This is a genomic window from Streptomyces sp. NPDC005794, from assembly GCF_042871445.1.
Classification (GTDB): Bacteria; Actinomycetota; Actinomycetes; order Streptomycetales; family Streptomycetaceae; genus Streptomyces.
This window is the reverse complement of the sequence record NZ_JBIAIN010000010.1, coordinates 160,202-171,997: the sequence shown is the minus strand read 5'-3', so window position 1 is coordinate 171,997 and position 11,796 is coordinate 160,202. Positions and strand designations below refer to the sequence as shown.

The 11,796-nt window shown below is 72.0% G+C and carries 14 protein-coding genes; 7 read left to right on the top strand and 7 right to left on the bottom strand.

Features of this window, described 5'->3' with window-relative positions:
* The first annotated feature begins 45 nt into the window (after positions 1 to 45).
* Positions 46 to 1,002 carry an endonuclease/exonuclease/phosphatase family protein gene (locus ACFYQ5_RS18330; RefSeq protein ID WP_389198560.1) on the top strand — a complete coding sequence of 319 codons (957 nt, stop codon included), beginning with the start codon at positions 46 to 48 and terminating at the stop codon, positions 1,000 to 1,002.
* A gap of 45 nt (positions 1,003 to 1,047) precedes the next feature.
* On the opposite strand, the gene ACFYQ5_RS18325 is transcribed toward ACFYQ5_RS18330, so the two are convergent.
* The 4 genes from ACFYQ5_RS18325 to ACFYQ5_RS18310 form a co-directional block, all read right to left on the bottom strand.
* Positions 1,048 to 1,686, bottom strand: coding sequence for a TetR/AcrR family transcriptional regulator (locus ACFYQ5_RS18325; RefSeq protein ID WP_389198558.1), 639 nt, complete (start codon positions 1,684 to 1,686; stop codon positions 1,048 to 1,050).
* A gap of 399 nt (positions 1,687 to 2,085) precedes the next feature.
* Positions 2,086 to 2,697, bottom strand: a complete 612-nt coding sequence (locus ACFYQ5_RS18320; RefSeq protein WP_389198556.1) for a DUF1707 domain-containing protein — start codon at positions 2,695 to 2,697, stop codon at positions 2,086 to 2,088.
* Positions 2,698 to 3,025: 328 nt separating this feature from the next.
* Entirely contained in the window at positions 3,026 to 3,520 is a 495-nt protein-coding gene (locus tag ACFYQ5_RS18315; RefSeq protein ID WP_389198554.1) for a hypothetical protein, read from the bottom strand.
* Entirely contained in the window at positions 3,517 to 3,921 is a 405-nt protein-coding gene (locus tag ACFYQ5_RS18310; RefSeq protein WP_389198552.1) for a winged helix-turn-helix transcriptional regulator, read from the bottom strand. Before ACFYQ5_RS18310 ends, ACFYQ5_RS18315 begins: the two co-directional genes overlap by 4 nt.
* Before the next feature lie 130 nt (positions 3,922 to 4,051).
* Between ACFYQ5_RS18310 and ACFYQ5_RS18305 the strand changes: the two genes are divergently transcribed.
* The 5 genes from ACFYQ5_RS18305 to ACFYQ5_RS18285 all read left to right on the top strand — a co-directional run bounded on the left by ACFYQ5_RS18305 (position 4,052) and on the right by ACFYQ5_RS18285 (position 8,735).
* Positions 4,052 to 4,945, top strand: a complete 894-nt coding sequence (locus tag ACFYQ5_RS18305; RefSeq protein ID WP_389198550.1) for an NADP-dependent oxidoreductase — start codon at positions 4,052 to 4,054, stop codon at positions 4,943 to 4,945.
* Positions 4,946 to 5,057: 112 nt separating this feature from the next.
* Positions 5,058 to 5,648 carry a hypothetical protein gene (locus ACFYQ5_RS18300; RefSeq protein ID WP_389198548.1) on the top strand — a complete coding sequence of 197 codons (591 nt, stop codon included), beginning with the start codon at positions 5,058 to 5,060 and terminating at the stop codon, positions 5,646 to 5,648.
* Positions 5,649 to 5,725: 77 nt separating this feature from the next.
* Entirely contained in the window at positions 5,726 to 6,556 is an 831-nt protein-coding gene (nadE, locus tag ACFYQ5_RS18295) for an ammonia-dependent NAD(+) synthetase (RefSeq protein WP_389198546.1), read from the top strand.
* Positions 6,557 to 6,718: 162 nt separating this feature from the next.
* Complete coding sequence (gene pip / locus ACFYQ5_RS18290; RefSeq protein WP_389198544.1) at positions 6,719 to 7,693, top strand: prolyl aminopeptidase; 975 nt, start codon at positions 6,719 to 6,721, stop codon at positions 7,691 to 7,693.
* A 46-nt stretch (positions 7,694 to 7,739) separates the two neighbouring features.
* On the top strand, positions 7,740 to 8,735 hold the full coding sequence (locus tag ACFYQ5_RS18285) for an aldo/keto reductase (protein WP_389198542.1): 996 nt from the start codon (positions 7,740 to 7,742) through the stop codon (positions 8,733 to 8,735).
* A gap of 145 nt (positions 8,736 to 8,880) precedes the next feature.
* Here ACFYQ5_RS18285 and thpR read toward each other — a convergent pair whose 3' ends face one another.
* The 3 genes from thpR to ACFYQ5_RS18270 form a co-directional block, all read right to left on the bottom strand.
* Positions 8,881 to 9,453, bottom strand: a complete 573-nt coding sequence (gene thpR, locus ACFYQ5_RS18280) for an RNA 2',3'-cyclic phosphodiesterase (protein ID WP_389198540.1) — start codon at positions 9,451 to 9,453, stop codon at positions 8,881 to 8,883.
* A 117-nt stretch (positions 9,454 to 9,570) separates the two neighbouring features.
* Positions 9,571 to 10,905 (bottom strand): MFS transporter, encoded by a 1,335-nt coding sequence (locus tag ACFYQ5_RS18275; RefSeq protein WP_389198538.1) that lies wholly within the window; start codon positions 10,903 to 10,905, stop codon positions 9,571 to 9,573.
* Positions 10,906 to 10,998: 93 nt separating this feature from the next.
* The gene (locus ACFYQ5_RS18270; RefSeq protein WP_361890453.1) at positions 10,999 to 11,439 is read right to left on the bottom strand and encodes a MarR family transcriptional regulator; all 441 of its coding nucleotides are present in this window, start codon (positions 11,437 to 11,439) and stop codon (positions 10,999 to 11,001) included.
* A 134-nt stretch (positions 11,440 to 11,573) separates the two neighbouring features.
* On the opposite strand from ACFYQ5_RS18270, the gene ACFYQ5_RS18265 reads away from it, so the two are divergent.
* A complete protein-coding gene (locus tag ACFYQ5_RS18265) occupies positions 11,574 to 11,789 on the top strand; it encodes a hypothetical protein (protein WP_389198536.1) in 216 nt (71 codons plus the stop codon).
* Positions 11,790 to 11,796 lie beyond the last annotated feature (7 nt).

Genomic DNA, 11,796 nt, shown 5'->3' with positions numbered 1-11,796 from the left:
CCAGCGGGTCCTCGCGGGGAGGCGTCCGGACTGGAGCATGAGCGCGTGGCGAAGAAGCGGGACGGCCGGGCACCGGGCTGGAGCTGGCAGCGGGGCCGTGCGGTCGCCCTGCTCTGCCTCCTGGTGGCGGTCCTGCTCGTCTTCCCCGGACTGGTCCCCAACACCCCTGGTCGTGTGGGCAGTCTGCTGGAGACCTTCCTCCCCTGGCTCGGCCTGGCCACCCCCGTCCTGCTGGTCCTGGCGCTCCTGCGCCGCTCGTTCCTGGCGTCGGCCCTGCTGCTGGCGCCCGTGGCCGCGTGGTTCGCCCTCTTCAGGGGCATGCTGTTCGCCGGAGGCCAGGCGCCGGACGGCGCGTTCACCGTGGTCCAGCACAACGTCAGTGACGTGAATCCCGAACCCGCCGCCACCGCACGGGCGTTGGCCGGGACGGACGCGGGCCTCATCGCCCTGGAGGAGCTGACGGCCCCGGCCCTGCCCGCCTTCGAGGAGGCGCTGGCCACCGACTACCCCCACCACGCGACGAGGGGCACGGTCGGCCTCTGGTCGAAGTACCCCCTCACCGGCGTACGGCTGGTGGACATCAGGCCCGAGGGCGTCGGGGAGGGCTGGAACCGGGGCCTGCGGGCGACGGCCCGTACGCCCCGGGGCGAGGTCGCCGTGTACGTCGCGCACCTGCCCTCGGTACGGATCGGCGCGACCGGGCTCACCTCCGGACGTCGGGACGAGAGCGCCGCTCTCCTGGGCGAGGCGATCGCCGCCGAGCCACTGGACCGGGTGATCCTCCTCGGCGACCTCAACAGCACGCTGGACGACCGCGGTCTGGAACCGGTCAGCTCGCTGATGACCCCGCCGGGGCCCGGCTTCGCGTTCAGCTGGCCCGCGAAGCTCCCGGTGGCCAGGATCGACCAGATCCTCACCCGGTCGGCGACGGTCACCCGCCTCCGCCCGCTGCCCGCCACCGGAAGCGACCACCTGCCCCTGGTGGCGGACATCGGACTCTGAACACGGCAGGGGCCGGCCCCTCGCACCGGTAACGGGCGGCCCCGCTCAGGCCGTCGGCTCCACCCCGAGCATCGCGAGCCCCAGTTGGGTCAGCTCCTCCGACACCTCGTCCGGGCGGGCCCTGCGCGGACGGCGGGCGTGGTGGGCCATGAGTTCGTGGACCGTACCGACCATCACCATCACCACGACCCGGTGGTCCCGTTCCTCCACCTCCCCGCGCACCGCCGCGCGCTCGGCCTCACCGGTCAGGAAGTCGGTCCACAGGTCACGCCACCGCTTGCAGTGCGCGTCCACCGCCGGGCTCACGCCCAGCACCTCGACGAACGTCACCCGCGCCGCACGCAGGTCCCGGGTCACCGCCGACACGTACGCGTCGAAGAGCCGCCGGAAGCGCTGCCCCACCGGACAGTCGTCCATCCCCTCGGAGAGCAGGGCCACTTCCGACGCCCGCAGTCCGCTGGTCGTGATCTGGTTGTGCAGGGCCGTCAGCAGGCCCTCCCGGGAGCCGAACTCCTCCCAGAGCACCTCCTCCGGCACCCCGGCCGTCTCGCACAGGGCCTGCTCCGACGTCTGCGCGTACCCGTACACACCGAACAGCTCCAGGCCGGCGTCGAGGAGCTGTTCACGGGCCCGCGCACGCATGCCGTCGACAGCGCCGGTCACTTGGTTCGCCAGGACATCCATCACGGGTCCTCCTTGGTCTGCCCCTGCCCGGCCCGCACACGCCCGCGATCGAAACGGGTCGTGAGAGCCGGAGGGGCTCGGGCGCCCCTGGATGGCGCGTGCGCCATTGTCCTGGTACGTCCTGTCTTACGCACCCCACGCCGCGCCGTCGGTCCCACAGTCCCTCAGTACCGGGGAGCGCTCGCACAGTTGTACAGAATCGACCTGATCAGCGGTCGGCGTCACCCTTCGCCGCCCGGGAGCCCATCCGGGCCGCCCGATCGCACGCGCCCCGGAGGTGAAGCCGCCGAGATCCCGAAGGCGGCGACGGCCTCGACGGACACCGCCACCACCGCGGACACACCGCGCTCAAGGGCCAGCCACCCGCCAGCCGCGTCCCCAACCGCACGGATCAGAACACTAGGGCGTGTTGCCGCGCAGCTTGCGCCGTTCCCAGCGGTTGGGGTGACGGATGATCACTCCCGCCATGCCGCCGGACCCGGTGAGCCGGATCAGCGGGGTTCCCGGGAGACGGTCGGGAGTGGTCTTGTCCTTCAGCCCGCCGACGCCGGGATCCATGCCCCCGGTCTCCACGGCCCAGGCCTCGGGAATGACGATCGTGACGCCGGCCATCTCCCCGTAGGCCTCCAGCGCGACCTCGGTGAGGTTGCACCGGGTGCGGGTGAAGTCGAGCTTCACCCCGCCCACGCCTCCGTGGGCGACCAGGTGGCTGGGCACCTCCCAGCGCCCGGGGCCCCTGGACGCGCCGTGCATGCCGCCCTTGAGCACCAGCGGCGGCCGGCTCTCGGGGGGAATCACCCTCGGCAGGTCGGCGGTGAGGACGGCCAACTCGGCGTGGGTCTTGGACGTCAGCGCCTGCTCCAGGCGCGAGTCCAGCTCGTCGAGATCGATCCGCCCCTCGGCTGCCGCGTCCCGCAGCTGCTCCACCGCTGCGTCCCGGTCGTCGTGCGAGGCTCGGAGCTCTCCTGGGGGAACAGGGTGCGCGGAGGGCTGCGGGGTCTGGGCAGTCATGGGACCAAGAATAGACACTCGGCGTGCTGTTGGGCAGGTGCTCGCCGGCTCCCGGAGTCGCTGGGCTCCGGACGACGGGCTCGGCAGCGGCCTTGAGCCCGAGGCACCGTGCCCCGAGCTGCCGGAAAACCCCTTCCACTGCCGGTTCTCGTCCCTCCGTACGGTCACGCGGCCACGGTGACGGCGTCGGTGGCCGGCGTGCGGAGTGTCCTGCCCGCCGTCCCGAGGCTCGTGCCCAGGGTGAGCACGGTGGCGATGGCGCCTTCTCCTCGACGGTCAGGGTGGGCAGCAGGTTGTACTGCTGGAAGATGAAGCCGATCCGGTCCCGTCAGCGCTCCGGGAACGCCTGCCCGCACGCGCTGCAGAACTTCGGCGCCCGGTCCGCGGACAGCCGCCCGCACTCCGGGCACACCAGGTCCAGCATGCAGGGGGCCTCGCCGCCCTCGTACGCGGGAGTGCGCACGGCCGGCTTGATCGTCAGCCCGGGCCGGCGGCGGTGCACCGTGAAGTACGTCAGCCCCTCCGGCCCCGCCGCCAGGGCGCGGCGCGAGGTGCGGGGCAGCCAGGTGACGGTCGTCGGGACGAGGTCCAGGGTGTCTCCGGCACCCGTACGCAGACTGCCGGTGCCCGCGAGGACGACGAGGAGCACGTCCAGGACGTCCTCCTGGTGCTCACCCACCTCGGCGCCCGGCGGCAGTTGGACGAGGTTGGCGTCCAACTCCCTTCCCTGCTCGGCGAGATGCCACAGAGCTCCGCGCCCACCGGGAGCCGCGGAAGCGAGGAGTTCGTCCAGCACGGTCAGTACCCGGGGGGTGGCGTTCACGCCGCGACCTCCTCGTCGTACCGCTCGCGCGCCTCGTGGACCTGGTCGAAGTGGGTCTCCGCCCAGCTCTTCACGGCGGACAGGAGGCCGCTCAGGCTGTACCCGAGCTCCGTCAGCTCGTAGTCCACGCGCACGGGCACGGACGGTGTCACGGTCCGCGTGACGAGGCCGTCCCGCTCCAGGGAGCGCAGCGACTGGGTCAGCATCTTCTGGCTCACGCCGGCGATCCTGCGGCCGAGGTCGCTGTAGCGCATCGGGCCGTCCCGCAGGGCGCTCACGATGAGGCTGACCCACTTGTCACCGAGGCGGCCGAGCAGTTGGTTGGTCGGGCAGTCCCTGAGGAAGGCGTCGTACGCGGATCGGGCGTCCTCGCGGCGCTGGGCCGCGGTGCGGGTGGCCATGGGCGGTCTGTCTCCGGTCCTACCTGTGGGTGGCCTACGCACCTCGACGTACGTACTTACCGAAGGAGAGTAACTCTTCCTAGGTTTGCGGGGCGGGAGGAACCCGCACCCCTACGGAGGAGTGATCCATATGCGTGCTGTGGTGGTCAGGACATTCGGCGGGCCCGAGTCGGTGGAGCTCGTGGAGACCGCGGTGCCCGAGCCCGGTGCGGGCCAGGTGCGGATCAAGGTGGCGGCGTCCGCCGTCAACCCGGTGGACGCGGCGTACCGCGCGGGCTTCCTCGTCCCGCTGCCCGAGGGCGGCCTGCTGGGGCTCGGCTGGGACGTGGCGGGGACGGTGGACACGGTGGGCGAGGGAACGCCGTTCGCCGCCGGGGCCGAAGTGGTCGCGTTGGCGTACGGTCCGGGGACGGTCAAGGCGCAGGCGGACTACGTGGTGGTGGACGCGTCGGCGGTCGCGCCGGCCCCCGTCTCCGTGGACTCGGTCCACGCGGCGACCGTGCCGCTCAACACCCTGACCGCCGCTCAGGCGCTGGACCTGCTGGACCTGGCCCCCGGGTCCACTCTGCTGGTCACGGGCGCGGCGGGCGCGGTCGGCGGCTATGCCGTCCAGCTCGCCCACCTGGCCGGAATCACCGTCGTCGGGGTGGCCGGCCCGGCCGACGAGGAGCTCGTACGGTCCTTCGGCGCGGACCGGTTCGTGGAACGCGGCGCGGCGGCCGGCCCGTTCGACGCCGTACTGGACGCGGCCGTGGCCGGCGCGGACGCGCTGGCGTACGTGAGGGACGGGGGCGACTACGTGGGCGTCATCCCGCAGGCGGACCCGCCGAGCGTGCGGGGCATCCGTGTCCAGGTGGTCGAGGTGGCCGCCGACGGCGCCCGGCTCGCCGAGCTGGTGAAGCTGGTCGATCAGGGCGTCCTGACTCCCCGGGTCGCCCGCGCCTACTCCCTGGAGCAGGCGGCCGACGCACACACCCGCCTCGCGGAGGGCGGCGTACGGGGCCGGCTCGTGCTCGTTCCCTGAAACGGGCAGGTCAGGGCGGCGCCGGCCGGACGGGATGCCTCCGTAAGTGGAGGCCTCCCCCCGCCGGTCCGAAACCGCCGGCCGGGCCTGATGACCGCAGTAGCCTCGCCGCATGACGCAGCCGACGTTCTCGACACCTCCGGCCCCGGACGCCACATGCGTCGCGCTCACCCGGACCCTGCGCCGCCGGGGCACCGTCGTCCTGTCGGTGTTCGCCCTCGTCTGGGCCTTCGCCGGGGCGTCCGGGCTGGCGGAGGCCCCGCACGGGGGCGCGGCCCTGGCCGTCGAGATCATCGCCGCACCGGTCACCGCGGCGGCGGTCTTCCTCGCCTACCGCAAGGGCGCCGCTCCTTCGCCGCGCACCGTCGTCCTGCCGGAGAACTGGGCGCGTTCGGTGGGCGTCGTCAATGTCGTCGAACTCGCGGCGGTCTTCGCGGTGATCGCCGTGTCCCACGCCTCGGGCCATCCCACGTTCGTCCCGCCGGCCATCGCGCTCGTGGTGGGCCTGCACTTCGTACCGCTCGCACGCCTCTACGACCAGTGGCAGTACAAGGGGACGGCCGCGCTGATGACCGCCGTGGCGGTCCTCGGTCTCGCGCTGATCGCGGCCGGCCTGCCGGACGGAAGCGTGCGCGCCGTGGTGGGCCTGGCCTCGGCGGTGACGCTGTGGGCATCCGCGTACCACGTGGCCGTCAAGGGCTGACGGCCCCGGCGGCACACACACCGGCCCTCGGTAGGGTGGGCGCGACAGCGCACCGTGAACCGGACCGAGGAGCAGACGTGAGCGAGCCGGCGGACATCGCCCTGCAGCAGGAGATCGCCCGGGAGCTGGAGGTCGCGGAGGCCTTCGACGCCTACCAGGAGATCGAGCGCCGTGTGGCCTTCCTCGCCGAGCGGCTGACCTCGACGGGTCTGCGCTCCCTGGTGCTCGGCATCAGCGGAGGCGTCGACTCCACCACCGCCGGCCGGCTGTGCCAGCTCGCCGCCGGGCGGGCCCGGGCAGCGGGCCACGAGGCCCGGTTCTACGCGATGCGCCTCCCCTACGGGGTCCAGGCCGACGAGCACGACGCCCAGCTCGCCCTGTCCTTCATCCAGGCCGACCAGGTGCTGACCGTGGACATCAAGCCCGCCACGGACGCCATGCAGGAGTCCCTGCTCACCGGCGACGTGGCCTTCCGCGACCCCCACCACCAGGACTTCGTGCTCGGCAACGTCAAGGCCCGGCAGCGCATGATCGCCCAGTACGCGGTGGCCGGAGCGCACGGCGGCCTGGTCGTCGGCACGGACCACGCGGCCGAGGCGGTCTCCGGCTTCTTCACCAAGTTCGGGGACGGCGCCGCCGACCTGGTCCCGCTCACCGGACTCACCAAGCGCCGGGTGCGCGCCGTCGCGGAGGCGCTGGGCGCCCCCGCGGAGCTGGTCGGGAAGGTGCCGACGGCCGACCTGGAGACGCTCGACCCGGGCAAGGCGGACGAGCACGCGCTCGGGGTCACCTACGACGCCATCGACGACTTCCTGGAGGGCAAGCCGGTGGACGAGCAGACCTTCGCCACGATCGTCAGCCGCTACCGCCTCACCGACCACAAGCGCCGCCTGCCCGTCGGCCCGTAACGCGCGGGCGGGCGGAGCCCGCCTCCCGCGACGCCCTCACCGAGAGCCGGATCCGTTACCGGTGAGGGAAAGCGAACTGGGACCCCCAGGGCGGCGCCTGCGGGCCGACACCCCGTTCGCCCACATCCGACAGCCCACCACCGGCCGAGGAGACACGACGCCGTGAGCAGGGAACCCAACGAGAAATACCCGCCGATCGAGCCGTACGACCAGGGGATGCTGGACGTCGGCGACGGCAACCTCGTGTACTGGGAGGTCTGCGGCAACCCGGACGGCAAGCCCGCCCTCGTCGTGCACGGCGGACCGGGCTCGGGGTGCGGGGCCGGGGCCCGGCGGCACTTCGACCCGGACCTCTACCGCGTCGTGCTCTTCGACCAGCGCAACTGCGGCCGCTCCACCCCGCACGCAGGCGACCCCGCCACCGACATGCGGCACAACACGACGGCCCACCTGATCTCCGACATGGAGCTCCTGCGCGAGCACCTCGGCATCGCGAAGTGGCTGCTGCACGGATGGTCCTGGGGCTCCACACTGATCCTCGCGTACGCCGAACAGCACCCGGAGCGCGTCTCGGAGATCGTGATCCCGGCCGTGACGACGACCCGGCGCAGCGAGATCGACTGGCTCTACCGGGGTGCCGGGCAGATCTTCCCCGAGGCGTGGGACCGGTTCCGGGCGGGTGTCCCGGAGGCGGAGGGCCCCGGGGATCTCGTCGCCGCGTACGCGCGCCGGACGGAGAGCCCCGACCCGGAGGTACGGGCGAAGGCGACGGCCGACTGGTGCGCCTGGGAGGACGCGGTGCTGTCCATGGAGACGCACACCGGCCCGCCTCCGTACAGCGGGCGGCCGGGCCGCGACCAGCTGGCGTTCGTACGCATCTGCGCGCACTACTTCGCGCACGCCGCCTGGCTGGAGGAGGGGCAGTTGATCCGCGACGCCGGCCGCCTCGCGGGCATCCCCGGTGTCCTGGTGCACGGCCGCTTCGACCTGGGCGGGCCGCTGATCACGGCCTGGGAGCTGGCCAAGGCCTGGCCGGACGCCGAGCTGACGGTGATCGACGACGCGGGCCACCTGGGCGGCCCGGCGACCTCCCGGGCGGTACTGGCCGCGCTGGACCGGTTCGCGCGGCGCGCCTGAACAGGCCCTTGCTTCGAGCGCGCTCGAAGGAGTTGGCTTGGGCCTCATGAAGTACACGCAGCTCGGACGCACCGGACTCAAGGTCAGCCGCCTCGTACTGGGGACGATGAACTTCGGCCCCCAGACCAACGAGAGCGACAGCCACGCGCTCATGGACGCCGCCCTGGAGGCGGGCGTCAACCTCTTCGACACGGCGAACGTCTACGGCTGGGGCGAGAACAAGGGCCGCACCGAGGAGATCCTCGGCACCTGGTTCGCGCAGGGCGGCGACCGCCGTGACAAGGTCGTCCTCGCCACCAAGGTCTACGGCAACATGGGGGCCGACGGCGAGGCGTGGCCCAACCACGACAAGCTGTCCGCCCTGAACATCCGCCGCGCCGTCGACGCCAGCCTCAAGCGGCTGCAGACGGACCACATCGACCTGTACCAGTTCCACCACGTCGACCGCGACACCCCGATCGACGAGATCTGGCAGGCCATCGACGTACTGATCCAGCAGGGCAAGATCCTCTACGCGGGCTCGTCCAACTTCTCGGGCTACAAGATCGCCCAGGCCAACGAGCGGGCCCGGCAGCGGGGCAGCTACGGCCTGGTCAGCGAGCAGTGCATCTACAACCTGATGGAACGCGGCGCCGAGATGGAGGTCATCCCGGCCGCCCAGGAGTACGGCCTCGGGGTCATCCCGTGGTCGCCGCTGCACGGCGGGCTGCTCGGCGGCGCGCTCCGCAAGGAGCGCGACGGCGGCGGCGCACGCTCCACCTCGGGCCGCTCCGGCGAGGCGCTGGCCGACCCGAAGGTACGGGCGCAGGTCCAGGCGTACGAGGACCTGCTGGAGAAGCACGGCCTGGAGCCCGGTGAGGCCGGTCTGGCCTGGCTGCTGACCCGGCCCGGCGTCACCGGGCCGATCTCCGGCCCGCGCACGCGCGAGCAGCTCGACTCGGCGCTGCGCGCGGTGGAGCTGGAGCTGTCGGACGAGGTGCTGTCGGCCCTGGACGAGATCTTCCCGGGTCCGGGCCCCTCTCCGGAGAACTTCGCCTGGTAGGTACGCGGCGCGCGTGCGGCCTCGCCCCCGGGCTCAGCCCCCGAGGGCGGAGGCCGCCGCCACGACGACGAACATCAGCACGAGCACGGCCGCCATGATGCGGTTTCTGGTCTTCGGGTCCACCCGACGAGCGTAACCGCCCCGCTCACCGGCCCAGCGGCCAGGCCCGCACCACCTCGTACCTGGGCTGCTCCCCCGGCACCCCGTCCACCGGCAGATCACTGCGTACGAGACAGAGCTCACCGGCCTCCCAGCGCATGCCCTCGAAGCCGTCCAGCGCCTGTGTGTACGGGGTGAGGTCGGCCTGTTCACGGCTGCGCGCCAGCGTGAGGTGCGGGATGTACCGGCGGTGCTCCTCCATCCGGACCCCGGCCTTGCGCGCGGCGGCGTGGCCGCGTGCGGCGAGCAGCCGCAGCGTGTCGAGTCCGCCGGCCGCCCCCGCCCAGAACGCCCGCCCGTCGAACCGGCCGCTGCCGTGGATCCGGAGCGGGAACGGCTCGGTCCGGTGCGCGGCGCGCTCCAGCCGGGCGTACAGCTCCGGCAGCAGCTCCTCGTCGACGCTCCCGAGGAAGGCCAGGGTGTAGTGCCAGCCCGCTCGGGCGGTCCAGCGGAGGTTCACGGCCCCGGGCAGCTCGTGCAGTGGGGCGACGGCCCCGGCCAGCTCGTCGGCGGCGGGCTCCGGCGGCAGGACGGCGGCGAAGAGTCTCTGGCTGCTCATGCGGGTGAGTGTCCCAGCGTCCCCGCGTGTCCTGGTGTTCCGTCCTTCGGCACCCCGGGACGGAAAGCACGACTGCCCTCCTTCCGTGGACGGGAAGGAGGGCAGTCATCGCGAGGCTCAGGCCGCCGTGGCCAGCTGCTCGCGCGGAACTATTCGCACGTGCGGGCGCCCCGGACGCAGGTCGACCTTCAGACGCAGGCCGCCGACACGCGTCAGCATGAAGCCGACGCCGAGCGCCGCCACCATCGAGATCGCTCCGCCGGCCGCCATCCCGGTGCGCGCGCCGTAGGCGTCGCTGATCCAGCCGACGATCGGGGCGCCCACCGGCGTACCCCCGGCGAATACCATCATGTAGAGGCTCATCACCCGGCCCCGCATCTCCGGGTCCGAGGCCATCTGGACGCTCGTGTTGGCGCTGATGTTGGTCGTCAGGCCGATCATCCCGATCGGGACCAGCAGCAGCGAGAACAGCCAGACGGTCGGGGACAGGGAGGCGGCGATCTCCAGCAGGCCGAACAGCGTGCCGGCGGCCACCAGCATCCGCAGCCGCGAGGAGCGGCGGCGAGCGGCGAGCAGGGCCCCTGCGAGGGAGCCGGCCGCCATCAGGATGTTGAAGAACGAGTACATCCCGGCGTCGCCGTGGAAGATCTCGTCCGCGAAGGCCGTCAGGAAGATCGGGAAGTTGAATCCGAACGTGCCGACGAAGCCGACCAGGACGATCGGCCAGATCAGGTCCGGCCTGCCGGACACGTAGCGCAGGCCCTCACGCAGCTGGCCCTTGGCACGCTTGACGGTCACGGACGCGTGGAGCTCGCTCGTACGCATCATCAGCAGGCCGATGAGCGGGGCGATGAAGGACAGCCCGTTGAGCATGAACGCCCAGCCGCTGCCGACCGTCGTGATCAGGACACCCGCGACGGCGGGGCCGATGAGCCGGGCGGACTGGAAGTTCGCCGAGTTCAGGCTGACCGCGTTGCGCAGCTGCGCGGGGCCGACCATCTCGGAGACGAACGACTGGCGCGCCGGGTTGTCGACGACGGTCACCATGCCGAGGAGGAAGGCGATCAGGTAGACGTGCCAGACCTCGACGACGCCGGAGAGGGTCAGGACGGCGAGCGCGATGCCGCACAGGCCGAGCGCCGCCTGGCTGATGAGGAGCAGGCGCCGCTTCGGGAGCCGGTCGGCGATGACGCCGCCGTACAGGCCGAAGAGCAGCATCGGGAGGAACTGGAGGGCCGTGGTGATGCCGACGGCGGCGGCGGACCCGGTGAGGCTCAGGACGAGCCAGTCCTGCGTGATGCGGGACATCCAGGTACCGGTGTTGGAGATCACGGCGCCCGTGGCGAACAGGCGGTAGTTACGGATCTTCAGCGACGAGAAGGTCCCGCCGGTCTTGCTCTCGTGGGTGGAAGTCGGTGCGGGGGCGGAGTCTGCTCCGGATCCCGTACTCAAAAGAGTTCGCCTCCTCGGGCGTATACGGCGTTCTTGCTGACGGGGACGTGACTGCGGGGCGCCGCGGGCTGTGAGCCCGCGCGCCCCGTCGGGTCACAGGTGGGCGAGCTTCTCCAGTACGGGCGCGGCGGCCCGCAGCTTCTCCCACTCGTCCTCGTCCAGGCCCTCGGCGAGGTCGGCCAGCCAGGCGTTCCGCTTGGAGCGGCTCTCGGCGAGCATGGCTTCCGCCTGCTCGGTCCGGCTGACCATCTTCTGTCGACGGTCATCGGGGTGCGGTTCCAGTCTGACCAGGCCCTTGGCTTCCAGCAGCGCGACGATGCGGGTCATCGACGGCGGCTGCACGTGCTCCTTGCGGGCCAGCTCACCGGGGGTGGCGGAACCGCAGCGGGCAAGTGTGCCGAGCACCGACATCTCGGTGGGGCTCAGCGACTCGTCGACGCGCTGGTGCTTCAGGCGCCGGCCCAGCAGCATCACGGCGGAGCGAAGGGAGCTCACGGCGGCGGCACTGTCACCGTCGTGGATCAGGTCAGGCATGTTCTTTAGCGTAACTCATTAGCTATGCTAAATACCAGCTGGTGGTACACGCGCGAGAAACTGATCACCCGAACGAGTGAGTATGGGGCGGAAAGAGCCGCGAAAAGACCGCGGATGCCGCGAACCTGCTTGGCATGGGATCGACAGTGCTCAGCCTGCGCATAGACGGTGAGCTGCTCGACCGGCTCCGCCGGCACGCCGCCAGACGCGGCATGAGCGTCCAGGACTACGTGGTCCGGACGCTTGTTCGCGACGATTTCGACGAGCGCTTCCACGCGTCCGTCGACGAGACGGAGAAGTTCTACGGGGCGGAACCCCGTCACGCGGACCCGGCCGACCGGATCACCTGACGGAGGT